20 protein-coding genes, 2 tRNA genes and 1 pseudogene are annotated in these 24,435 nt (G+C 64.4%); 13 read left to right on the forward strand and 10 right to left on the reverse strand.

What is annotated here, in order from left to right; genetic code table 11:
* Nucleotides 1-27: 27 nt before the first annotated feature.
* Both V3G39_13085 and V3G39_13090 read right to left on the reverse strand, forming a co-directional pair.
* Nucleotides 28-543, reverse strand: coding sequence for a DUF3145 domain-containing protein (locus V3G39_13085; GenBank protein ID XAS75580.1), 516 nt, complete (start codon nucleotides 541-543; stop codon nucleotides 28-30).
* 178 nt (nucleotides 544-721) lie between these two features.
* Nucleotides 722-1,966: an LCP family protein gene (locus V3G39_13090; GenBank protein ID XAS75581.1), complete on the reverse strand. Its 1,245-nt coding sequence runs from the start codon at nucleotides 1,964-1,966 to the stop codon at nucleotides 722-724.
* A gap of 389 nt (nucleotides 1,967-2,355) precedes the next feature.
* Here V3G39_13090 and V3G39_13095 point away from each other — a divergent pair.
* The 13 genes and pseudogenes from V3G39_13095 (at nucleotide 2,356) to V3G39_13155 (ending at nucleotide 16,491) form a co-directional block, all read left to right on the forward strand.
* Nucleotides 2,356-2,429, forward strand: a tRNA-Ile gene (locus V3G39_13095).
* A 585-nt stretch (nucleotides 2,430-3,014) separates the two neighbouring features.
* Entirely contained in the window at nucleotides 3,015-3,293 is a 279-nt protein-coding gene (locus V3G39_13100; GenBank protein XAS75582.1) for an SHOCT domain-containing protein, read from the forward strand.
* Between the two features lie 10 nt (nucleotides 3,294-3,303).
* Nucleotides 3,304-3,462, forward strand: a complete 159-nt coding sequence (locus V3G39_13105) for a DUF2933 domain-containing protein (protein ID XAS75583.1) — start codon at nucleotides 3,304-3,306, stop codon at nucleotides 3,460-3,462.
* A 105-nt stretch (nucleotides 3,463-3,567) separates the two neighbouring features.
* Nucleotides 3,568-5,931 carry a heavy metal translocating P-type ATPase gene (locus V3G39_13110; protein XAS75584.1) on the forward strand — a complete coding sequence of 788 codons (2,364 nt, stop codon included), beginning with the start codon at nucleotides 3,568-3,570 and terminating at the stop codon, nucleotides 5,929-5,931.
* A gap of 126 nt (nucleotides 5,932-6,057) precedes the next feature.
* Nucleotides 6,058-6,645, forward strand: coding sequence for a LemA family protein (locus V3G39_13115; GenBank protein XAS75585.1), 588 nt, complete (start codon nucleotides 6,058-6,060; stop codon nucleotides 6,643-6,645).
* A gap of 9 nt (nucleotides 6,646-6,654) precedes the next feature.
* On the forward strand, nucleotides 6,655-7,599 hold the full coding sequence (locus tag V3G39_13120; GenBank protein ID XAS75586.1) for a M48 family metallopeptidase: 945 nt from the start codon (nucleotides 6,655-6,657) through the stop codon (nucleotides 7,597-7,599).
* An 80-nt stretch (nucleotides 7,600-7,679) separates the two neighbouring features.
* On the forward strand, nucleotides 7,680-8,111 hold the full coding sequence (locus V3G39_13125; GenBank protein ID XAS75587.1) for a PRC-barrel domain-containing protein: 432 nt from the start codon (nucleotides 7,680-7,682) through the stop codon (nucleotides 8,109-8,111).
* Between the two features lie 184 nt (nucleotides 8,112-8,295).
* Entirely contained in the window at nucleotides 8,296-9,645 is a 1,350-nt protein-coding gene (locus V3G39_13130; GenBank protein ID XAS75588.1) for an APC family permease, read from the forward strand.
* A 433-nt stretch (nucleotides 9,646-10,078) separates the two neighbouring features.
* Nucleotides 10,079-10,738 carry an ATP-binding cassette domain-containing protein gene (locus tag V3G39_13135; GenBank protein XAS75589.1) on the forward strand — a complete coding sequence of 220 codons (660 nt, stop codon included), beginning with the start codon at nucleotides 10,079-10,081 and terminating at the stop codon, nucleotides 10,736-10,738.
* Nucleotides 10,735-12,288: an ABC transporter permease gene (locus tag V3G39_13140; GenBank protein ID XAS75590.1), complete on the forward strand. Its 1,554-nt coding sequence runs from the start codon at nucleotides 10,735-10,737 to the stop codon at nucleotides 12,286-12,288. The genes V3G39_13135 and V3G39_13140 overlap by 4 nt, the downstream gene beginning before the upstream one ends.
* A gap of 490 nt (nucleotides 12,289-12,778) precedes the next feature.
* Nucleotides 12,779-13,426: a hypothetical protein gene (locus V3G39_13145; protein ID XAS75591.1), complete on the forward strand. Its 648-nt coding sequence runs from the start codon at nucleotides 12,779-12,781 to the stop codon at nucleotides 13,424-13,426.
* A gap of 254 nt (nucleotides 13,427-13,680) precedes the next feature.
* Nucleotides 13,681-13,854 (forward strand): annotated as a pseudogene (locus V3G39_13150) (IS256 family transposase).
* Nucleotides 13,855-14,166: 312 nt separating this feature from the next.
* Nucleotides 14,167-16,491, forward strand: coding sequence for a transglycosylase domain-containing protein (locus V3G39_13155; protein ID XAS75592.1), 2,325 nt, complete (start codon nucleotides 14,167-14,169; stop codon nucleotides 16,489-16,491).
* 1,360 nt (nucleotides 16,492-17,851) lie between these two features.
* Here the strand turns inward: V3G39_13155 and V3G39_13160 are convergent.
* The 8 genes from V3G39_13160 to V3G39_13195 form a co-directional block, all read right to left on the reverse strand.
* Entirely contained in the window at nucleotides 17,852-19,114 is a 1,263-nt protein-coding gene (locus tag V3G39_13160) for a ScyD/ScyE family protein (GenBank protein ID XAS75593.1), read from the reverse strand.
* Nucleotides 19,115-19,390: 276 nt separating this feature from the next.
* Nucleotides 19,391-19,463: transfer RNA gene (locus tag V3G39_13165), tRNA-Asn, on the reverse strand.
* Between the two features lie 97 nt (nucleotides 19,464-19,560).
* Entirely contained in the window at nucleotides 19,561-20,082 is a 522-nt protein-coding gene (locus tag V3G39_13170) for a hypothetical protein (protein ID XAS75594.1), read from the reverse strand.
* 4 nt (nucleotides 20,083-20,086) lie between these two features.
* Complete coding sequence (locus tag V3G39_13175) at nucleotides 20,087-20,359, reverse strand: GlsB/YeaQ/YmgE family stress response membrane protein (GenBank protein ID XAS75595.1); 273 nt, start codon at nucleotides 20,357-20,359, stop codon at nucleotides 20,087-20,089.
* A gap of 118 nt (nucleotides 20,360-20,477) precedes the next feature.
* On the reverse strand, nucleotides 20,478-22,373 hold the full coding sequence (dnaG, locus tag V3G39_13180) for a DNA primase (protein XAS75596.1): 1,896 nt from the start codon (nucleotides 22,371-22,373) through the stop codon (nucleotides 20,478-20,480).
* A 77-nt stretch (nucleotides 22,374-22,450) separates the two neighbouring features.
* Complete coding sequence (locus tag V3G39_13185) at nucleotides 22,451-23,716, reverse strand: deoxyguanosinetriphosphate triphosphohydrolase (protein XAS75597.1); 1,266 nt, start codon at nucleotides 23,714-23,716, stop codon at nucleotides 22,451-22,453.
* Entirely contained in the window at nucleotides 23,713-24,135 is a 423-nt protein-coding gene (locus V3G39_13190) for a DUF3806 domain-containing protein (protein ID XAS75598.1), read from the reverse strand. The genes V3G39_13185 and V3G39_13190 overlap by 4 nt, the downstream gene beginning before the upstream one ends.
* Nucleotides 24,132-24,407: a DUF2277 domain-containing protein gene (locus V3G39_13195; GenBank protein ID XAS75599.1), complete on the reverse strand. Its 276-nt coding sequence runs from the start codon at nucleotides 24,405-24,407 to the stop codon at nucleotides 24,132-24,134. Before V3G39_13195 ends, V3G39_13190 begins: the two co-directional genes overlap by 4 nt.
* Nucleotides 24,408-24,435: the final 28 nt, after the last annotated feature.

Consider the following 24,435-nt stretch of genomic DNA (forward strand, 5'->3'; position numbering starts at 1 on the left):
AACCGACCACCGGCGATTGTCAGCGGTTCAGGACACCCTGTGCAGCCACCGTACGGTCGCGCCGTCACCCGCGTAACGGAACGGCTCGAGTTCTTTGTCCCACGATGTGCCGAGCAGCTGCGCCATTTCGGCGCGGAACAACAACGGATCGCCCCCGCAGGCCGCCAAGGCCGACCGCAACCGGTCCTCCTGAACGACCGAGTCTCCTGACGCGGACGTCCAGGTGTGGTGGATACCGAGGGCGGGCGTGTGCGCCCAGCGTGACCCGTCCGCTCCGGGGCTGGCTTCCTCGGTGACCTCGTACCGGACGTGGTCCCAACCCCGCAGCGTGCTGGCCAGTCGCGCCCCGGTGCCGGGGGCGTCCATCCAGGACAGCTCAGTGCGGACCATACCGGCGGTGACCGGTTGCGCGGTCCATTCCAATGACACGGCCTGACCCAGCACACTCTCCAGTGCCCACGCGATATGCGGGCACAACGCGGTGGGGGTTGAGTGAATGAACACAACCCCTCGCGTCACGACACGACTACCTGCCACCGACATCCGAGCCTCCTTCACCATCAGGTACGTCTTCCCCAACGACCTACCGGCAAGCGAGAACTGCGACCGCGGCGCGGCCTACTGCGTATCGAATTGTGTCCTGTATCCGAGCTGTTGCAATTGTGCCTCATCCGTCACACGAGCACCACCCTCGAGCGGGTCCTTCCGCTCAGGGGTGGCTCTACGGTGCTGAGACGGGCACCTTGGGTGAGGCAGCGAACGCCTGCATAGGCGTCATGGCGACGCCGTTGATCTCAACCGTCCGGGCCTGCGAAACCTGTGCACAGCCCACGGCGGTGGCCGCAGTCGTCGAGTAGTCCTTACCGGTGCTCCCGGTACCTCCGGTGCCCTTTGCCGGGGGCCGTGTCGATGCTTTCGGCGAGGGAGTAGCCGGCTTCGCGGCGGAACTCAGCGAAACATCGTCCTTGATCTTGGTGAGCAGCGCCTGCGCATTGGATGCCTCGACGACGACGTTCGGGTTGCGTGGATCGGGGATTGTGGGCAGCGTCGTGAACGTGATCCGCTTTCCCGGGATCTTGTTCAATTGGCTCGCCAACCCGGTCAACTTGCCGATGTCACCCAGACCTGTGTCGACGGTGACGGCCTTGGTCGCCGCATTCGCCAGGGAGTACAGGCGCACTGGATTGGCCAGTGTCGAGGCGCTTTCCAGTTTGCGCAACATCGAGGACAGAAACAGGTGCTGCCCGACCGTCCGACCGATATCACTGCCGTCCCCGAACCCGTGACGGGTTCGTAGGAACGCGAGCGCCGACTTGCCCTTCAGCGTGTGCGAGCCCTGTGCGAGCTTCAGGTGGGAGTAGGTGTCGTAGACGTTGTTGTCCACGCACACGGGGACCCCCCCGATCGCGTCGGACATCGTGATGACACCCGCGAAGTCGATTACAGCGAAATGATCAAGCGTCACCCCCGTCAGCTGATGGACTGCCTTCAAGGTGCACGCGGGTCCGTACTGCAGCGAGCTGTTGATGCGGTCCCGGTGGGCCGCCACTGTCTTGCCGGTGGCCGGGTCGGTGCATGCAGGTAGCTGGACCTCGGTGTCTCGCGGAATGCTGATGATCGAAGCGTTGGTGCGGTCGGCGGAGACATGGATGAGCATTTCCACGTCGGCGTTGGCCGGCAACGAGGTCGCTGCTTTGCCCTTGGCCTTGCTCGTCGACAGAGAGCAGTCACCACCGATTTTGCAGTCCGCGGCGCTGCCACGCGTATCGGAACCCATCACCAGGACATTGATGGGAGCGTTTCCTTGTGCGTTCTGCGTCTCGGTCCCGACCAGTCCCTTCGGGATGGCGACAGTGCGGATGTTCCCGTTCAGATGCATGACGACGCCTGCGCCGATCACGACCGCGACTAATCCGAGCGATACGAGCACCGCCAGCACGGCAAAGAGGCGACGACGACGGTACATTTTGCGACGCGCGGCCCGCCGGTTCGCATCGGGTCGCTGTAGGCCTGCTGGTGGCAATCGATGACGTGCAGGTTCGTTCACCGGAGGACCGCGCGCGAGCAGAGCGACATGCCGCGCTGTTCGCTGTGCTGTGGACGAGTGATCATCTGCGGTGGTACTCCCTGGCGTAGTCGTGGCGCGGGTGCGTCGTGGGCACGATAGTCACCGAACCTTTCGACCCCCTGATGTGGCTGTTTCATGCCTTCGCGCCCGGCGGTACGTTATGCCGCGTCCGACAAAATCATCCGGGTAGGGACTGAAATTCTGCTGAGAAGGGTTTCACCCCCGTCACCTCATATGAGCAACCCGGCTGTCTACGGTCACGCGCGGACGGTAAAGTCTGGGCGCTGGGGGCGGTAGCTCAGCTGGTTAGAGCAGCGGACTCATAATCCGTCGGTCCTGGGTTCAAGCCCCAGCCGCCCCACTTGTGTCATCACGGGTCACGGGCCTGCGTGACGCCCAGGCCACTGACAGTCAAGACGTGCTCCAAGGAAACTGCTGACTACGCGGTTGCGCATCGCTCAGGCCGCGCTGTTTGAGGCTGCGGAGGAAACACGCTGGCGTTCTCATCCAGGCCAGCGCAGCGCAGAACCTCGACACCTGCGACTTTCCGGATCCCTGTTCCGCACATCCCTTCGGCGAGGTCATCCAACGGGCGGGTGCCGACGACCTCACCGGCGTCGAGCTCGATCAATTCCTGCAGTGCGACAAGGGCAACGGTTGGTCTTCTCGGATATGCCTCCTGGTCGATACACGCCGAAGATTTCGCCGCAAGCACTCGCACCCCACCACTGCCGGGGACGCTGCCCCCGTCCGCAGCATTCGATTTGTTGCTCGTGACGTTCGTGGCCTCAGTTGTTGTGTTGTCGCGCGGCTGCTGATGCAAACCTCGATCGCAGGCCACCGGGTGGGACGTTCGCCCCTGTCCGGGTGGGGTAGGTCCGCGCAGACTTGAGCTGGGCGCAGCGGGAATGTCGCGTGCCTCCGAGACAGGTGGATGTGGATCCTGATGATGTGGTGGAGCCAAGGCGGTTGGAACATCGGTGACTGGCTCGCGATGAGTTTCATGATGGTTTTCTTCTGGGGGCTGCTGATCGCGCTGGTCCTCTGGCTGGTGCGCGGCAACCGCTACACGCACGGTCCCGCGGACCTCGCGGTGGGTGATCCGACCCAGCGCGCCGACGTGCTGCTGGCAGAACAGTTCGCCCGGGGCGAGATCGATGAGGACCAGTTCGCTACGCAGCGTCAGGTCTTGCCTTCGGCCGGCCACCGCGCGTCATCGACATAGGACGTGGGTGATGACCTCATACCTTCCCTGGCTGCTGCTGGTCGTGACCTGCCCGCTGATGATGTTCGTCATGATGCGGCGTATGGGTGGCGGCAAGGACGCTGACCTACGCGCTGCGCGCAGCCGCCCCACCGGCAGCAACCCGATGAACCGGCGATGGACACGCTGACCTTCGCAGACACGCCCCGCGCCCGGGTAGGCCCGCATACCGATCGTGCGGGCAGGCGATCCGCCATTCGTTGAATTACATACCCCTAGGGGGTACTCTTCCGTTATGAGCAGTGAACCGACCTACCCCGAATCGCAGGCGCCACCGACCCTGAAGGACCCGGTCTGCGGCATGGATGTGGACCCCGCGACGAACGAGCTCACGGTCGCGGTCGATGGCGACGTGTTCTACTTCTGCTCCCCTGGTTGTCAGGCCAAGTTCGAGGCCGACCCCGCCCGGTACACCGGTCAGGACCATGTGCCCGGCCACGACGCTGCCGCCCCGGTCCCAGCAGGTGTTGAGGTCGCGGAATACACGTGTCCGATGCACCCCGAAATCCGTCAGGCTGGACCCGGGTCGTGCCCCATCTGCGGGATGGGGCTCGAACCCGTTCTGGTCACCGCCGACAGCGGCCCCAACGCTGAACTTGCCGACATGACACGCAGATTCTGGGTCGGCGTCGTGCTGTCCATCCCAGTGCTGGTCCTCAGCATGGGCAGGGACCTCTTCCCGGGTCTTGATGACCTCATCTCCCCGACGGTGTCGGGGTGGATCCAGCTCTTCCTGGCGACCCCGGTCGTGGTGTGGGCCGGGGCGCCGTTCTTCCAGCGCGGCTGGTCCTCGGTCCGCACCCGCAACCTGAACATGTTCACGCTCATCGCGATGGGCACCGGTGTCGCCTGGCTGTTCAGCGTCATCGCTACCGTCGCCCCCGGGCTGTTCCCCGACGCGTTCCGGATGAACGGCGCGGTCGATGTCTACTTCGAAGCCGCAGCGGTCGTGACCACGCTGGTCCTGCTAGGACAGGTACTGGAACTGCGAGCCCGTGAACAAACCTCCGGCGCGCTGAAGGCACTGCTGGACCTGAGCCCGAAGACCGCCCGCCGGGTCCACACCGATGGCACCGACGAAGAAGTGACACTGGATGAGGTCCAGATCGGCGACCGGTTGCGGGTCCGCCCGGGTGAGAAGGTGCCGGTCGACGGTGCCGTAGAGGAGGGCCGTTCCTCCGTTGATGAGTCCCTGGTGACCGGCGAGTCGATGCCGGTCACCAAGACCGCCGGTGACCCGGTCACCGGCGGCACCATCAACCAGACCGGGGCACTGGTCATGGTCGCGCAGAAGATCGGCAAAGACACGATGCTGGCCCGCATCGTGGCGATGGTCGCCGAAGCACAACGTTCCCGTGCCCCCATCCAGGGGATGGTCGACCGGGTAGCCGCGGTCTTCGTCCCCGTCGTGATCAGCGTTGCCCTCGTCGCGTTCGCGGTGTGGGCCCTCGTAGGTCCCGACCCGCGACTGGCACATGCCCTCGTCGTCGCGGTCGCCGTGCTGATCATTGCCTGCCCGTGTGCGCTCGGACTGGCCACACCCATGTCGGTCATGGTCGGTGTCGGACGCGGCGCACAGATGGGCGTCCTGATCAAGAACGCCGAAGCCCTGGAACGAATGGAAAAGGTCAACACCCTGGTGGTGGACAAGACCGGCACACTCACCGAAGGACGACCTTCCGTCACCAAAATCGTCGCCCACAGTGGTGCCGGTCCGGTCTTTGAAGAAGCCGAATTGCTGCGCCTTGCGGCCGGGGTCGAACGGGCCTCCGAGCACCCCCTGGCCCAAGCCATCACCAACGCAGCCATCGACCGGGCCATCACCATCCCCGATGTCACCGACTTCGACTCACCCATCGGACGTGGTGTCACCGGTGTTGTCGACGGTCACACGGTGACATTGGGCAGCGCCGACTTCGTGACCAGCCAGAACATGGACCCCGCCGCTCTGATCACGCAGGCAGACCAGTTGCGTGGCGATGGCGCAACCGCCATCTTCATCACCGTCGACAACGCCGTGGCAGGCATCTTCGCGATCGCCGACCCCGTCAAAGCAACCACCCCCCAGGCCGTGAAATCACTACGTGCCCAAGGTATCGACGTCGTCATGCTGACCGGCGACAACCGTGTCACCGCTGAAGCCGTCGCCCGCACCCTGGGTATCGACCGGGTCGAAGCCGACGTCCTGCCCGACCACAAAGCCGACGTCGTGCAACGCCTACGCAAGGAAGGCCGCGTCGTGGCAATGGCGGGTGACGGCGTGAACGACGCCCCAGCCCTCGCCGCAGCCGACGTCGGACTGGCCATGGGTACCGGCACAGACGTAGCCATCGAGTCCGCAGGCATCACCTTGCTCAACGGTGACCTGACCGGCATCGTGCATGCCCGGCAACTCTCGACCATGACGATGAGCAACATCCGGCAGAACCTCGTTTTCGCGTTCATCTACAACGCCGCAGGTATCCCCATCGCCGCCGGAGTCCTGTACCCCGTGTTCGGGCTGCTGCTCTCCCCGATGATCTCTGCTGCAGCGATGGCCCTGTCCTCAGTCAGCGTCATCACCAACGCGCTACGCCTACGCACCCAACACCTCAACTGAGTGCACGTTCCTGCGCCGAGGCACGCCGGGTGACTTTTGGCCCTACGCAGCGATGCGGGCGGCGGTTAGCGTGTTTGACAGCCGCCCGTTGCGGATCGCACCTAAATTCTCATTGAGGGCGTCGTTGTGATTGTTGTTTGGATCATCCTGGTGATCGTTGCCGTGCTGGTGTTGATGACCGGATGGATGTTCAACGGCCTCGTGCGTCGCAAGAACAGGACCGCGGAGGCCTGGTCGCAGATCGATGTCGAACTCAAACGCCGTCACGATCTCATCCCGAACCTGATCGCTACCGTCAAGGGTTACGCCGCGCATGAAAGCGGCACCTTCGAGGCGGTCACCCAGGCCCGGGCGACGGCGGTAAGCGCGGGCGCCAGCGGCGACCCGGCGAAAGTCGCCGGCGCTGAGAATGCGCTGAGCTCCACGCTTCGTTCGTTGTTCGCCGTCGCGGAGAACTATCCGACACTGCGCGCGGTGGAGAGTTTCGTGGCACTGCAGGAGCAGCTGACGGCGACCGAGGACAAACTGGAGTACGCCCGCCGCTACTACAACACCAGCGCCCGCGACTACAACACCGCGATCCAGACCTTCCCCAGGACCATGATTGCCGGGCCGTTCCACTTCACGTCGGTGACCTACTTCGAGGCCGAGGCCGGCGACCGTGACACGCCCGTCGTGGATTTCTCCCCGCCCGCTTCGCGCCCCGGCCGGTAGACGCCCACCGTGTATGAGGAAATCGCCCGCAACAAGCGACGAACGGTCGTTTACATCGTGGTGTTCGTCATCCTCTGGCTTGGCGTTGGCGCGCTGATTGGTGGGCTTGCCGCCGTCACAGTCAGTCGCCGCCCGGGGTCTGCAGCGCCGATAGTGGCGGACGTGTTCATCGGTGTCGCGGTAGCCACGGTGCTCGTGGTGGCTGCCATCGTCTTCACCTTCCGCTCCGGGTCACGGCTGGTGCTCTCGATTGCCGGCGCGCAGGTTGCAGACCCGAAAAAATACGCGCAGTTGTGTGACCTTGTTCAGGCGTTGGCGTTGGGCACCGGCCTACCGACGCCGGCCGTCTACGTCATCGAAGACACCTCACCCAACGCGTTCGCCACTGGCATCAGCCCGGCCCACGCAGCGGTCACTGTCACCACCGGTCTGCTCGCGGTGATGGACCGCGAAGAACTCGAGGGGGTCCTCGGACACGAACTGAGCCACATCAAGAACTACGACACTCGTCTGCTGCTGATCGTTACGACACTGCTCGGAATGGCCGGACTCGCAGCAAGCTTGGTCTGGCGCAGCGCATTCTTCATGCGCGGTCGAGGGCGAAATGGCCAACAACTGCTCCTGGTGGTGCTCGCCGCCGGGGCGCTACTGGCAGTCATCGGGTTCGTGGTGGGCCCGATCATCCGTCTGGCGCTGTCGCGGCGGCGAGAATCGCTCGCCGATGCCAGCAGCGTCGAACTCACCCGCAACCCCGCCGGCCTGATCCGCGCACTGAAAACATTGCAGACCAACGACGTGCCCCTGAAGAAACTCAATCACGCGACCGCAGCCATGTGCATCGATGACCCGCTGCAACACCACCAGGGCCGCATCCACCGCCTCTTCGACACCCACCCCCCGATCGCAGACCGCATCGCCACCCTCGAACGCACCGCTCAAGGCCTATCCGTCTAACAGCCGGATTCCAGTGATAACCCCAAGTCCCCACCCGCTTACCGGATGCGCACTGGCCCACGACAAGGAGCAGAAACCTGATGACACATAGCGACAGCGCGACCCTCTACACGCTGGGCGACCGCGGCCAAGCGGTCGATGGATCAGCCAACGACGTGCGCGGCCGAGAAGTGAGAGACAAAGACGGCGTCGGCATCGGTAGGGTCGCTGATCTCCTCATCGACGACCAAGAGAAGAAAGTCCGTTTCCTGCTGGTTGAACATGGCGGGTTCCTTGGCTTCGGCGACACCAAAACCCTGATACCCGTGGACGCCGTCACCAAGATCACCGAGCACGAGGTCTTCATCGATCAATCCCACGAGCGGGTCGCATCGGCGCCCGATTACGCCCCTGATCTCGTCGATGACCGGGACCACCACACCAGCGTCTACAGCCATTACGGACACACACCGCACTGGAGCCATGACTACGTGTCTCCGCCACGTCTGCCATTCATGAATCCCCCCGCCTAGCGCACTCAGTCCAACCATCTGACCGGCTGCGATCGATGCCTTCAAGGCCTTTCCTTGCGTGTCCGCATCCCCCAAGGTCTACCGCAGAAAATCCTGAGGATCGCGCCCGCAGCGCCGGTCGAGACGCTGCAGCATGCGAGTTTGAGCGACCGCCTTCGGCATGCATCGCAAGGACGTAGCAACCATGAAAAACACTTCCCCCGGACCCGAGCATCAAGCGTCGGAGGACGTACCCGGCAGTCTGAGTTTGTCGGGCGCCGTTGCGCTGGGCACTGGGGTCATGATCGGCGCCGGGATCTTCGCCCTGACCGGCCAGACCGCTCGACTCGCCGGGGATTTGTTCCCGTTCGCGTTCATCGTGGCGGCAATCGTTGTCGGCTTCAGCGCCTACTCGTATGTAAAACTGTCCGGTGTCTACCCCTCATCCGGGGGCATCGCGGTGTTCCTGCGCGAGGAATACGGACCCGGCACCACCACGGGTGTCTTCGCGATCCTCATGTACGTCTCGATGGTCATCAGCGAAAGCCTGGTTGCCCGCACCTTCGCCTCCTACATCCTCCAGATCGTTGGTCTACACCCTGTTGCCTTCTGGGTTCCTGCGCTAGGCGTTGGACTTCTCGCGGTGGCCTTTCTCGTGATCGTTGCCGGGAACAAGGCTGTCGAGGCGAGCCAACGCGCTATGGCAGCGGTCAAGATCCTTGGTCTGGGGCTATTCGCGATCGCCGGCCTGTGGCTTGCCCACGCCACCAACTTCACCAACGGAACTGCCGCTGCCGGCATCGATGTCTCCCCGGAGGGCTTCCTGGCTGCGGTCGCCTTGGCCATCCTCGCCTACAAAGGGTTTACCACCGTCGCCAACAGTGGTGGTGAGATCGTCAACCCGCATCGCAACACCGGCCGGGCCATCGTGATCTCGCTGGCCATCTGCGGCGTCGTCTATCTGGCCATCGCCGCGGCCGTGGCCGGCAACCTCACCCTCCCCCAGATCATCGCCGCTGAGAACTTCTCCCTCGCCGAGGCTGCCAGGCCTGCGTTTGGCGACAGCGGCGTCTGGTTCACCGTGGTGCTCGCCGTGGTGGCGACCGCGTCAGGGGTCATGGCCAGTGTGTTCGCCGCCTCCCGCATGCTGGGGATGCTCATACAAATGAAGCAGGTGCCCCACCGCCACTTCGCGATCCGCGGCCCCATTCGCATCCACGCGACCGTCTACACCGTCGTTCTGGCGATGGCCCTGACGGCGACACTGGACCTGCGCCGCATCGCCGCCCTCGGCGCGATCTACTACCTCCTGATGGACATCGCCATCCACTGGGGCCTCCTTCGCCACCTGCGAGCACGTGTGGAGTTCAAGCCGACCATCGTCGTGGCCGCAATCGCCCTGGACCTCCTCGTCCTCAGCGCCTTCGTGTGGGTCAAAGCTTCGGCTGACCCCCTCAGCCTCTACGCCGCCGGCGCCGGCATCATTCTCATCGTCCTTGGGGAACGGCTTTTCATGCGATCGCACACCCGCCCCGACGGTTCCATGAACATGTAGGACAGCGTCACCCACCCGGTACCGTCTTTCCCACGGAACCCACCGCGCCACTGTTCCGACCGATCTCCAGCTCCCCTGAATCATTGATCCCACACCGCCAGATTCTCCAAAACGGCGATGCCCCCGCACCCTTGACGTTCAACACAAGACGTTGACACGAATATCCGTGTGCACCTACTTTTGTAGGGCTGCGTATTCAGCCAGTTCGGAGCGGAGAGGCCGCTTCTTTGCCGCCTTTCGGTAGCAATACTGCTCATGCCGGGCCTTCGTACGAGTTTGACTTTGCGTCGTCATCACGGCGAGCAGGGCGTGGACTATGCCAACGTCATCAGCTCAACCAACATCGCAACGCGGGTATGCCACAACGCCGCCATTGGACACCACGACGCAGGAACCCGACCGGAAAGGAAGCCCTGTCAGCGCCGCGCCCACAGTGACGTCAGCTAATGACGGCGCGCCCACGACAGTGTTGGAGGCATCGGCGATCACCAAGGCCTACCGGCGTGGCATCTGGCCACGACGTCGCACCGCCCAGGTCCTCAGCGGCGCGGATCTCACCTTGTTTCCTGGCGAGGTGGTCGGGCTGGTCGGGGAGAACGGTTCGGGCAAGTCCACCTTGATGAAAATTCTGGTCGGTGCCCTCGCTGCCGACCAGGGCACCGTGACCCACAGTGGCCGGCTGGGTTACTGCCCGCAGGAGGCTCTGGTGTACCCGAGGATGACCTGCAACGAACATTTCGACCTCTTCGGCCACGCCTACGCCATGACCGGTGAGGCCACGATCCATTCTCGACAGGGGATCTACGAGGCGCTCGGCTTCGACCGGTACGCAGCTACCCGGGCCGATCAGCTGTCTGGCGGTACCTTGTCCAAGCTCAACCTTGGCCTGGCGCTGCTGGCCGACCCTGACCTACTCCTGCTCGACGAACCGTATGCCGGGTTCGACTGGGACACGTACCTAAAGTTCTGGGATCTAGTCGCACAACGGCGGACCGCCGGCCGGACAGTGCTGATCATCAGCCATTTCGTCGTCGATGAGGAGCGTTTCGACCGCATCGTGGCCGTGCGAGACGGTAAGACCGGCCCGAAATGACGACCCTGGTGCTGGTGCGCCGGTTCCTGACCGACTACGTCCGTAACCCGGTCAATTTGCTGCTTCTCGCTGTCATCCCCACCGTGTTCGTCGTCGTCGTGGGGGGTTCCCTATCGAACTATTCCAAGCTGCTCGGCGCACCGCCCGGGTCATCCGTGCAGACCGCTACCGCTGGCTGGGCCGCTGCGTTCTTGGCCGGAATCGCGATGTACTTCCAGACCGCGGCCACCCGCGACACCGACCGTCGGATGGTCATCGCGGGTATGCGCGCTTCGCGGCTGGCCCTGGCCCGGCTGCTGTCCGGTGGGTGCCTTGCCCTGTTGGCTGCCGCTGCCGCGTTGATCGCCCTCGCCGCGCGCACCGGGATCGACTCCCCTGGGCGAGCCGTGGCCGGCACCCTGATGTTCGCGATCATCTATGTGGCCATCGGCGCCGGGGTCGGATCGGTCGTCAGCTCGCCGGTCAATGGCACGGTGATCGTCTTGTTCGTGTGGATCCTTGATGTGTTCTTCGGTCCCGCCATGGGCGCCGGCGACCGGGTCGTCACGCGCGCGCTGCCCACCCACTTCGTCACCTTGTGGATGCTCGACCAACCCTCGGGCCACGGCGGACGGATCGGCGATCTGGGCTGGGCCCTGCTCACCACGGCCATCGCGGCCGCCGCGGCCTGGGCCCTGGCCGCGGCTCGCAGCAGAACCGCGCACCCACAGGCTCACCGCTCCCGACCTGGCTCCAGAATCAATCAAACCAGCGCCGCGTGGCGATCAACATGCAAAGACGCCCGCCGCAACCCCACCCTGTGGGTGCTGTTCGTGATCGTTCCGGTGGTATTCATCCTCGGCGCCAACGCGGTTACCCCGAACAAGCCCATCACTTTTTTCCTCACCGGGCCAAGCGGCCTGCTCGCCCATACCTTCTCGATGCCCGATGTGCACGATGCAACCATGGCGCCGATCGCGGTCGGCTCCCTCGCCGCACTAGTGGGCCTGTTCACCGTGCTCGACAGTCACAACGGCGACCGCCGCGCAGCTCTCGCGGGACTGCGCCCTGCCTCCCTGCTGACCGCGCGCCTGGGTGTGCTGGCTCTCGCCGCTCTGGGCGCCACCGCGATCTCTTTGGCCACGACCGCCCTGGTCTTCCACGCCGAACGCTGGCCGATCTACGCCGCCGCCAATCTGCTCATCGCCCTCACCTACGGTCTGATCGGCGCGCTACTCGCCCCGATCTTCGGCCGGGTCGGCGGAGTGTTCATCGCGTTCCTGCTGCCGTTCCTGGACCTGGGCATCGCACAGAGCCCCATGCTGCACGCCACTCCCACCGCCGGGTCCAAATGGCTCCCCGGTTACGGCGGCTCCCGCGTTCTACTGGATGGCGCCCTGCTGCACACGTTCCACGACTGGGGTCCGCTGATGCTTGCTCTGGGCTGGCTCGTCGTCCTCGCAGGAGCCGTCACCATCGCCTACCACCGCGCCACCCGCCCCGCGCGGACCCAGCCAGCAGCGGTTCCGGCGGTCAGAACCACAGGTGGCCACAAGATCGCCTGGCACTGACCCCGTAACCGGCTACCCATCTTGGGCCATCGTGGCGAGCCAGACGGAACAACCACCACTTGCCCGAGCACTAAGGCGCGCTGGTGCTGGCCTGCCTTCGAGGCCGAAGAGGGATATCCAGTCCAGGATGCCCTGACTACCAAAACTCGAGAGTGAACTCGTCGAAGCCACGAAAAAGAGGGTCGTGGCCAAAGCGATCACCCAGTGGGTGCGCATCGATCTCCTGATGGTTTGACGAACTCGGGTATAGCCAACTGGACCGCCACGACGCCGAACTACTTCTCCAATTTCTGACCGAACGGGAAGAGACGAACTCTGTCGCGATCGTTGCTGACAATCCTTCTCGGGCTGGAGGCGACACGATCATCGAAAACCGACACCCACTCCTAGCGCCCGGCCTGACTGCCGGGGTTTGCCTGCGGAGTGAGCCACCTGTCAGTCGGGACGTCTGGCTCTGGTCGGCTAGCGATCGCGCGAGTGGAATGGGGCCATGACCACCGTCCACTTTCGCCGTACCCTTCCCACAATCAGTGTTCTCGCTGCGGGAGCGCTGGCGTTGACCGGCTGCGGGGGCAGCGGGTCGATGATGGGCGACGGCGGGTCGGCGATGGGTGGTACCGGCCAGGGGATGAGCGACGGCGGGTCGGCGATGGGTCGTACCGGCCAGGGGATGAATGGCTACACGCTGTCTGGCAGCACGTGCACCCCCGCCGCACCGTCGTCATCCGGGGCGGTGGTCCACGTGATCCTGGCCGACATGGGCATGACCCAGATGATGGGCGGTACTGCCCCGATGGGCGCCCGCATGATGTTGCGCGCTACGCCGTCAACTGTCGCGGCCGGCACCATCACCTTGCAGGCCAGCGACCGCGGCTGGCGGACCCATGAACTGGTCGTGCTCCCTCTCGCCGCGGGCGCGAAAATCGGCCAACGGATCCCCGGCGCCAACGGCAAGGTCTCCGAGACCGGCTCTCTGGGTGAGGCCTCCACCGCATGCGCGGCCGGTGCCGGCGAGGGCATCCCCGCAGGCTCCGCGTCCTGGGTCACCCTGAAGCTACCCGCCGGCCGGTATGAGCTGGTCTGCAACCTGCCCAACCATTACGCCGACGGTATGCGCCAAGAACTCGACGTCACCTGAACACCCCGAGAGGTTCGCGAGGGCCGCCTGCGCGACAGATGCGGCAAGTCGCTCCCAGTGCGACGAACCTTAAGTAGTGGATCCGATGGCGGCACTGTTGGCCCGCACTGGTCGGGCGCCTGAGGCAGCCTGTGCCATTACCGCGGCAAGGCGTCCTGGCTGGCCGTCGGTTCCCGTCTCGACCTTCCCGTCGCTATCGCTCCAACCGGTGTCAACCGGACCGGGCAGTCTCTGAGTCATTCGTTGCGAGACCGGCACGGGGTCACTTCCCCAACGAGCATGCAGCGCTGAGACGCCTCCACCTCGTCACCCGGAGCCGGGACCCGCCCGGGAAAGCAGCCACCCGCTGGACTGTGCGGTGGAAATCAGCACTGCGCGTCTTCGCCATCGTGCTCGAGGGTCGCTGGCCCGCCGCTGAAAAATATTGACCACCAATCGGGTCACCAACACCGAAGCTCGGATAGTCCCTCCGTCGCGGGGCTTGGCCTGCGGTGTTGCACTGGGCGTGACTGCCATGACAGCACTGGGCCACGTCGCAGTCCTTGCGAATAGCGGTGGTGCACCCGGCCGCGAAGAGCGCGGCCAGACATAGCTGACGAGTTTCACATGAATGCGCTGCCAGCAGTGTGGTTTGGAGGCTGAAAGACCACCGAGCGGTTCAGCTACGTCCGGGTGAGGTGGCTGAATGGACAGCAGGCGGGATAAGGGTCTGCACAGCAGCGAGCGTTAATCTCGCCGGCATGCGTGTCATCAATCGTCTGGGATCCGTGCTCACCTTGCTCGTTGCACTGATCGCCACCGCGATGGTGATGGGATTGTTGGCGGCTGGGTTGCTGATCCCTGCTGTGGGTAGTGCTGGTCTGGCGAGCAATGGGAGCATCGCCCTGTTCAACGGGTTGCCCGCGACGTTCGCTATGAATCCGTTGGCGCAGCAGTCGCGGATCCTCGCCGCGGATGGTTCGACGATCGCCACACCGTTCAACGAGAACCGGGTCGTGGTGCCGCTGAGCAAGGTCGCGCCCATCATGCGCAAGGCGCAGGTCGCGATCGAGGACCAGCGCTTCTACCAACACGGCGCGATCGACCCCAAAGGTCTCCTGCGCGCGGTCAGCAGCAACGCGCAAGGCGGCGGGCTACAGGGCGCCTCGACCCTGACGCAGCAGTACGTCAAAGTCGCCTTGGAGAACCAGGCGCGGGATGCCGGCAACACCAATGCCGCCAACAGAGCCGTGACCCAGGACGGTCTACAGGGGTACGTGCGTAAGTTGCAGCAACTGCGATACGCGATCGCGTTGGAGCAGAAGTACTCCAAGGACCAGATCCTGGACGGGTACCTGAATATCGTCTACTTCGGCGATCAGCAGTACGGCATAGAGGCCGCCGCCGAGCATTACTTCAGCGTGCACGCCTCTCAACTGAGCCTGCCAGAGGCCGCCTTGCTGGCCGGAGTGGTAAACCAGCCGACGTCGTTCGACCCGGTCACCAACCCCAAAGACTCCCAAGCGCGACGCAACACAGTGCTGCAGGCAATGTTGCAGCAGAAGATCATCACTCACCAGCAATACTCCGCGGCCGTAGCCCTACCAGTGTCCAAAATGCTGAAGCTGAAGAACGTCAGCGGTAACTGTTCGTCGTCGCAGTACCCGTACTTCTGCAACTACGTCACCAATTGGCTTTACCAGCAACCTGCTCTCGGTACGACCCGGGCCGCGCGGATGGCGACGCTGAAGAGCGGGGGTCTGACGATCAAGACCACCTTCCAACCGAAGATGGCCGCGATCATCAACGCGCAACTACGAGCGAAGGTACCCACCCACAACCAGTACAACATCAATACTGCTGCGGCGATGATCCAACCCGGGACCGGCGACATCATCGCCATTGGTCAGAACACCTCGTACAGCAATACGAACAGCAGTGGGAAGACATCTCTGGATCTTGCAAACTCCAGCTTCACCTTCGGTTCGTCAGCGAAGTACTTCTCAATCGTCGCCGCGCTGCAACGAAATGTCTCACCGGACAACACCATCGACGTACCGCCTCAGAACATCAGCGTCAACGGTCAACCCGGCACTGCCTTTCCCTTCAAGGACTTCGCCGGGCCGTGCTACCAGGCGCCCCGGGGCACCTTCCCAATGGGCAATGATGCGCGGGTACCGCCCGGTCCGATGACGTACGCGCAGGCGACCGCGTTGTCGGTCAACACCGCCTTCACGCAGCTGGCTACCCAGGTTGGGATGTGCAACATCGTCGACACGATGGTGAAGCTGGGTTTGACGAGATCGAAGTTGCAGATCACGCCCGCAGCGGTCGTGTTGGGCGCCGGCGTAACGTCACCCATCCAACTGGCCAACGCGTATGCGACAGCGGCCGCGGGCGGTAAATACTGCCCACCACGCCCGGTGCTGTCGATGGTGGACGGGAACGGCAAGAAGTTACCCATCTCCGTTGCTGCCTGCAAGCAGGTCATGACCCCAGCGGTTGCCGCCCAGGTAGATCAGATTTTCCAGGCGGTTCTTGACCCCAACAACCCGCAAGCCACCGGCTATGGGTCGGCCCTGGCGAACAGTCGCCCTGCCGCCGGCAAGACCGGAACCGTGACCGGCGCGAAGAACATCTGGTTCGTTGGCTACACCCCGCAACTGGCCACCGCCGTGTGGATCGGACACTCCGGCGATCAGCCCGACCTGAAGAACATCACCCTCGCAGGTCATAACTACGGCAGTTCGTACTTGTTCGCCGGCTCGATTGCCGCACCCACCTGGAAGGCCATCATGGACGCGGCGCTGAAGGGGCAGCCGGTCCAGCAGTTCCCCGCTGTTCCGGGGAATCCTACTAGTTCAACGAGTCCGTCACCTTCGCCGTCGCCAAGTCAGGTCCCCGTACCCAGCGTCATCGGCCAGAGCATCAACGCCGCAATCGCCACGCTGCAGGCCGCGGGCTTCCACGTACAACTGGGCCCGGCCCGCAAAGGCCCGCAGCCCAGGGGGCAGATCACCGGCACGTCCGCCGCCGCGAATGAAGCGCCAGGCACCACCATCTTCATCTACCCCAGCAGCGGCTGAGCAGGTAACCACGCGATCACCCAGGGCGTGGTGGGCGGCAGCCAGCCCATCCCGGATCCGCCCGGACGTCAAGGAGTGCTAGACCTCAGCGATTGCCCCGTCACCAGGAAGTCGCCCAACCGCAGCGGTCAACGCATCGTGCTGGGCCTTGAGGTGCTGATCGCGAATCAACGCCTGCCCATACCCAATCCTCGCCGTGCAATACCACCGTATGAGTCGTCTGCGCCTTCATGGTGTGCGGCCGAGTGACCAGACACCACGCCACACGCCAGGCCGGTCACTTCGACTGACAGCAGCCGAGGTCAGCTCGGGAAATTACTCGGACAAACACCTCGTGAGGCGGGACACTGAAAGATTCCAAAGAGAGCCAGATGGCGTAACGACAGAGGCACCCTCAGGGCGTCAGGAAAATACGGATTGGCTCGACTCAAGTGCATCCCTAGAAGGAGCCCTGATGAATCCCATCCCCTCCACATCCTCGGCGGCCGCTCCGGGTCCAGACTCAGTCAATGCTTTGCCTACCTGGCTTCTGATAGCCCTGCTCGCACTCGTGACAGCCATAGTGGTCGCAATGTTTGCCCTTACGCTCTACAACCTGACCGCCCCCCGATCGACACTGAAAACCGTGCTCGGACTGCGGAGGCGATCCAAAGGAGCAAAATCACTTCAGGAGCTTGCATCGGGAGGTGCCGTGGGCATCGCAACGACCGACTCAGCCGTCCAGCAGAAGTTGGTGGACACTCTCGGGCTCTCCGCACGCGTCGGTAAGCGTACGACGCGCACCACATTGGCAATCGCTGGTTTTTCCTTGCTGGGTGTCGCTCTGGTGGCGTCATTCGGCCTCTCTGGCCCCGGAGTACGCGACCTTCGAACCCAGCTGGTAGCGGCCGTGACAACTCTGGTTGCCGCCATCGCCGGCTTCTTCTTCGGCGCTCAGTCCCCCGGTAATCCCCCAGTCGACATTCCCCCACCTGACACCCCCAAGCCCGATTCCCCCTCTGCCCCATCACAGATGACCCCGCCTCCGAGCACGGGGCATTCCGAACGTGTCCCGGCGGCAAATAAAGGGTAGATGACGTCGTTTGCGTTCGGCTGGCGCTGCCGAACACGTTGCGGGTGACCTGCCGTGCATGGTGAGCAAATGGCTGACCTTCGAGTTCTGGACGACAGCGTCGGACCGACGATCCTGGCCGACTTCGGTGGTCCAATCGGACTGAGGAGCGGCAACGCGAGCCACAACCGGCGCCCCGAGTCGGGGCGCCGGCGTGTTGCTGAGCTCCAGCAGCGACTACGGATCGGTCTACACGGCGCTGACTATTCGTCTGATGCATGCGTCGCAGGCGTTTGCGAGTAGCCCGGATCAGTGTTTGTCCTGGGGGAGCGCAATCTTGATGACCTGTCCGCCGCCGGCAGCCGCGGGCAGGATCGAGCCGGTGGTGACGTAGGCGGTATTTCCGCGCAATGCGATTCCGTAGGGTGCGAACAAACCCGCTGCCACCACCTGCTGCTGGTCACCCCCGCCGCGTGGGATCTTCACGACGGCCCCGATCGGACCGTTCAGGAGGCCTTTCTGCGCTATCTCCACGGCGTAGAGCTCACCGTGGCTCCCGAATGCCAGGTCGGTGACATTGGTCAGGCCGGAGGCGTACACGCTGGTCTTCCCGTCCTTGACCTTCCAGATCCTCGAGCCGCCCTGGCAGAACGGGAATCCGGTGAGCTCGCTGACGTAATAGGCGTGGTCTGGGCCCTTCACGACGGAGGTCGGGACGGACTGAGGCGCCTGCGGTGACGGTGGGCAGGTCTTCGTTGCCGACGGGAACGTCGCGATGAGCCTCGTCTTGCCGTCGGGGGCGACCCGGAGCAGGTCGTTGGCGCCAGCATCGGCGACGACGAAGCCATTCCCGTCCGTGATCAGCGCGTTGGCGTTGGAGTCGGGAGCTTCGGCGGGCGGGACCGGGTTGTTGACCGCTTCGAACGCTGCGATGTCGGCCCGTTGTTGAACCCCGGCGATCCCGGTACGGAAGAAGGGCGCCCACCACGGCGATACCCGACTGGTGGCGACGGTCCCGAGCAGGTGCCCGGCGCTGGAGTACGCGGAGAACTTGAATCGGTTCGTCGGGTTGGAGCCGAGACCGATGGTAAAGGCAATGTGGTCACGACCCATCATCGTGACATCGGATGGGCCGGCGGCTTCTGCCCCAGGTGGCAGTTGGCCGCCCTGTGCGGAGATCTGCGGTGCCAGCGAGGGCAGCCCGGTGATGACCTGGCGGGCACGTCCGTGGGTGATCCTGGTGATGGCCCCCGACGTGCCGAAGCACGAGTTGAGACCGGGGGTGTCAGGGCTCGGGATGCAGGGTCCGCTGCCACCATGACCGGACTCTGCGACGTAGAGGTCACCATTGCTGGAGAACGCAAGCTGACGCGGGTTGTCCAGGCCCGTGGTGACGACGGGGTACGCCGGCTTGCTGTTGCTGTTCCTGTTGCCGGGGTTGACCTGACCGGGCGTTCCTTCGGTCGGCATGGCCATAGCGGGAGCCACGGACAAGCCGAGACAGGTGATCACCCCTAAGGTCGTGGCGGCTCCTCGCCGCGATGCGCGAGGGTGTGTTCGATGGGTACTCATGATCGATCCTTTCGGCCGGGCCGACGACCTGGGCCGTGACGGCGCTCACTGTGACCTTCCGAAATTAGCGCTTGCCGGAAGAACTCGTGACCAAATCGTGAAGATTTACTGACCCTTTTCGACGTTCTGGGTTGGTCGCTCGTGATAACGGGTGTTCGAGTGACTCGAGGAGCGGTCGATGTTGTGTACCCGGAACCCAGAAGTGCACGGCTGGCGAACAAATGACACGAGGAAGGGCCCCGACCAACTGGTCGGGGCCCTTCCTCGTTCTTCCTGCTCCCCCGGTTGGACTCGAACCAACAACCCTCCGGTTAACAGCCGAATGCTCTGCCAATTGAGCTACAGGGGACCGGCGCCAAGGCGCGGTCAGCACTCTAGCAATTCAGCCCGCCAGGCACCAAACAGACCCCACGCTCTCGACTAGGAGCCACCTCGTGGCCGGCGATCTAGAGCCCCACCTGGTCTCGAAGTTCTGCGATCAACTGATCGACTCTGGCGATGACGGCCGGATCGTCTGCGGGGGTGAGACGACCCAGAACGGTCTGCTCGATCAGGTGGCCGTTTCGCAGGTCTTTGCGGATCACCACACGTCCTGAGCGGCGTGGGCCGGGCAGGTCCAGAGGCGCGGCGAGCACAACGCTGGCCTGAACCCGCTCGTGAAAGGTTTCGGGGACCCGCGTCTCCTGTTCGCGGAACGTGTACTGACCCGCGCGGCGACCGTCGACCCAGGTCACCGTGAGGGTCCAGGTGTCCGGGTCCCACTGGCCTGCGTCCACGTCGAACCACTCACGCTCGCTGAGGATCTGCTCTGCGGTGCAGATCACGAACCGGTAACTGGTCGCCACGACGTAGGCATGCGTTGTGTCCTCGCGAGCGGCGGCGAGGACCTGCTCACCTCTGACCAGTGCGAGCTCGACCCGTACCTCGCTCGGGAGCGGGTCGGCACGTCGTAAACGCGGTCGCCTCACAGTGTCAGCGACTTGTCTTGCGGCCGGTGACGCTGAGGAACATCCCGATCAGGATGGCAGCCACGACGATCCCGACGAGGAACGGCACCACCTCGAAAGACTTGTTGGATCCGTCGTAACCGAGCTTGTAGCAGATCCACGAACCGACAGCTGAGCCGATGGCGCCCAGGATCGTGGTCAGGATGCACCCGATGTTCTGCTTACCGGGCATGATCAGCCGCGCGAGCGCGCCGATGATGAAACCGACGACGATGGCGCTGATGACTGTTCCGAGCATGTGAACTCCTTGATCGTGACGATTCTGCGCGGTGTCTGGACTCCCGCTGGGTAATGAACTCTGCAACGACTCTGCCTGGCTCGCCCGGGCTCACGCAAACCGGTCGCACCCAGCAGGCTCACTCCACGCTGGCACGTAACCGCGTCAGATCCTTCTGTAGCGCGGTCAGCCGCTGGGCGATCTCGCGCGCGGAGCCCGGCTCAGAGCGACGCAATTCACTCATCGCCTGGTTGATCTCGCTCAGCAGCGCGACCTCTCGCACCCGCACGAGCAATGAGCGGGCGTAACGCAGCGGCGGTCCACCGGTCTCTGCCTCCAACCGGACGGGCAGCGTCGCCACGGCGTACCGGTACAGCAGCTGGTGCACCACCTGCGGCACCCCGTTCTTGACGTCGTCCAGCCATACGGCCGGCGTCCGCTGGCCCGGTGGTCCCGCGGCCATCACGGCCGCGAACAACGCGCGGTGGGCAGGGGCGGTGAAGTCGGTGCTGGACACCTGGGAGAGCTCCTGCTCCGGCACGTTCATCGGGAACTGCAACAGGCACTCCAACAATTGCGCCTCGGCCCGCACCACCGGGTCACGCTCGTCCGGGGCCGGCATCCCCGGCGACGGCGCGTCGCGTCCGCTCTCGTCGTCGCGGGCCTCGATCGCGCGCTGCGAGCTCCGGTTCGCGCTGGTCGAAGGAGCGGTTCCGGCGCGGCGTAGTTCAGCACGCAGGTGATCTTCGGACAGCCCGACCCACCCGGCAGCCGTGCGCAGGTATTCCCCGCGCATCACCGGCTCGCGGACCGCAGCGATGATCGGTGCGATGGCCCGGGCGCCCTGCACGCGACCTTCCGGAGAGTCCAGGTCGAATCTACGCAGCGTTGTACGAACGGCGAACTCGAACATCGGAGTAGCGTCCTGCACCAGTCTGCGGACCGCTTCATCCCCGCCGCTGAGTCGCAACTCGCAGGGGTCCTGCCCGTCCGGCGCGACCGCGACAAATGAATTGGCGTCCCACTGTCCGGCCATCTCGAACGCCCGCATCGCCGCTTTCTGCCCGGCAGCATCCCCGTCGAACGTGTAGACCACCCGTGCAGCCCGCTGATCGGGTGCGTCGCGCAGCAGGCGGCGCAACGTGCGCAGGTGCTCGGACCCGAACGCCGTACCGCACGTCGCGACGGCATGCTCGACTCCCGCCAGATGGGCCGCCATCACGTCGGTGTAGCCCTCGACGATGACCGCCTCGCGATCTTTGGCAATGGCCTTCTTCGCCAGGTCCAGCCCGTAGAGCACCTGCGTTTTCTTGTAGATGGGCGTCTCGGACGTGTTCAGGTACTTCGCCTCGATGCGGTCGTCGTCGAAGATGCGGCGAGCGCCGAAACCCACCGTGTCGCCGGTGATGTCCCGGATCGGCCAGACCAGTCGGCCCCTGAACCGGTCGTAGAGCCCGCGCCCGCGGCCGACCAGCCCGGCCAGCACCACTTCGTCCTCGGTGAACCCCTTCTGCCGTAGATGGCGCGCGAGCACGTCGCCGCCACGCGGGGCGAAACCGACCCCGAAGTGGGCTGCGGCGTCCTGATCGAATCCGCGCTTGTGCAGGAACAACCTCCCGGCCAGCGCGTCGGGGGTGTGCAACATCTCCTCGTAGAATTCCGCCGCCACCCGATGCGCCTCGACGAGCCGGGTACGTCGCCCGGCGCCTTCTTCACGCGGCCGGTCGCCATCCTCGTAATGCAGTTCGATACCGGCCCGCGAGGCCAGCCGTTCCAGCGTCTCGGAGAAGGTCAGATGTTCGACCTCCATGACAAAAGAGATGACGTCTCCGCCCTTATCGCACCCGAAACAGTGATAAGTGCCGTTGTCCGAGCTGACGGTGAAAGACGGTGTCTTCTCGTCGTGGAAGGGGCACAGGCCTTTCAGTGACCGCGGACCAGCCGAGCGCAGGGTGACATGTTCGCGGACGACGTCCTCCAGAGAACTGCGCTCCTTCACCAGAGCGACGTCGTCTGTCTTGATCAGCCCGGCCACCGGTCACCTTTCGCGTGTTGTTCCGCTTGATTCTACGGAGCGCCGCAGCGCCGGCCACGACAGCCTGGGGGACGTCGTCACGACCACGTCCTCGCGAGATCGAAGGCACGGGGATCGGTCAGGGATGCGACCTGATCGACGGCAACCCGCAGCACGCCAGCCTCCTCCTGGGCTCGTCGTAGATCCTCCGCAAACATCGGATCCAATCGGGAGGGGTCGCGCAGATACGCCTCGATGAGCGCCTCGATCACTTCCTGCTGCACCGCCAGCAATGCATTACGGCTGTCGGTCAACCGCACGAACAATGCGTTGATGGCCTTCAACATTGCGCACTCCGCAAGGACGGTCTGCGGGACGATCACGCGGGCCCCGTACCTGGTCGCCGGGCCGACACCGTACCGGTCACGGGTGGCGTCGGTAGCGGTGCTCACGAAATGTCCGATCAGCCGACTGGTCATGTCTTTGAGCGCTGCCACCGCAGCGCGCGAACCGTCGTGCGAGCGGGGGACGATCCCGCTCGCAATCAGTCCGCTGAGTGCTTCTTCCAACAGGTCCCGCTCCAACTGCGGCGCGAATGTCGATCGGGCGAGGTCGGCCAGTGCAGCGCGCTCATCCGCCGACCACAGCGCGGTGAGCGGTACAAGACCGGAGGTTATTCCGTCTTCAACGTCGTGCACGGAATACGCGACATCATCGGCCCAGTCCATCACCTGCGCTTCCAGGCACGGTTCGCCTGCCGGAGCGCCGGCCCGCACCCAGTCGAAGATCTCGGCATCGTCCTCGTAACAGCCGAATTTCATTGTCTCTGAACCAGACTCGGCCCGCTTCCAGGGATATTTCGACGCGGCGTCCAGGCATGCCCGGGTGAGGTTGAGACCTACCGACCGACCGTCGGCGCGCACTCTCTTGGCCTCCAAACGGGTCAGTAGCCGGAACGTCTGCGCATTGCCCTCGAAACCTCCGGCCGGCTGCGCCAACCGGTTCAACGCGTCTTCACCGTTGTGCCCGAACGGCGGATGGCCGAGGTCGTGCGCGAGGCACGCCATGTCAACGACATCGGCATCGCACCCCAGCGCCGCCCCGAACTCCCGGCCGATCTGTGCCACTTCCAGCGAGTGGGTCAGCCGGTTACGAATCAGTTCATCGGTGTCCGGTGGCAGGACCTGGGTCTTCGTCGCGAGTCGGCGCAAGGCTGCCGAGTGCAGCACCCTCGCGCGGTCGCGTGCGAAATCGTCGCGATCGGCCCTCTTCAGGGCTGGATCCTCGGGCAGGAATCGTTGCCGGTCCGCGAGCGAGTAGCCCGGCGGGAGGTGCGCCTCAGACCCCTCCTGGGCACCTCTCATGCCTTCTCGGCACCGAGCTGAGCAACCACATGTCCGGCAAACTCGCCCAGCCAACCACGTTGCCCTGCATTCCAGTTGTCGGCAACCAGGTCCGCCGGAAAGAGGACTCCCGCCTCGTCCGCACCGACCAGCGCCAGGTCGGACCCGTCGGTATCGGTCACCACATGCCAGGAGACGTCGGAGCGACGCTGGACGTATTCACCCATCGCCATCCCGATCATCGTCAGCACCTGCGTAGGGTCGGCGCGCTGCGTCTCGGGGGTGTCCAACACCGCATCAAAATGAGCTTCGTAGGCTCGCTCGATCGAGGCAACGTCATCCAGGTCGATACCAGCGCGCTCGGCGTCGGCCAGCCACCCGGTGAGCGCGCGCTGCGATGTGCGGTCCAGTTTCTGGATGCGCAGTTCGGAGCCGGTCATCGGGATTCCGCGAAGCGCGCTAGGCTGCGTGACTTGGTCTTCTCCGCCTCTACTGCGCGATTCTTCGGCGGGGCAGTGGTCACCAATGCGTCGACCAACTCGCGGGTGAGCTCGGCGATGAGTTGCGCTGCACGGTCGAAGGCGGGTTGGTTGGAAACCGAGGGAGTACGTGTACCGGCGATTTTGCGAACGTACTGCAACGCAGCCGCCTGCACCTCATCGTCCGTTGCGGGTGGGGCGAAGTTGTTCAACGCTCGAATATTGCGGCACATGGCCCCAAGGTTGGCACATGCCGCTGCG

Source organism: Dermatophilaceae bacterium Sec6.4 (assembly GCA_039636865.1).
Taxonomy (GTDB): domain Bacteria; phylum Actinomycetota; class Actinomycetes; order Actinomycetales; family Dermatophilaceae; genus Allobranchiibius.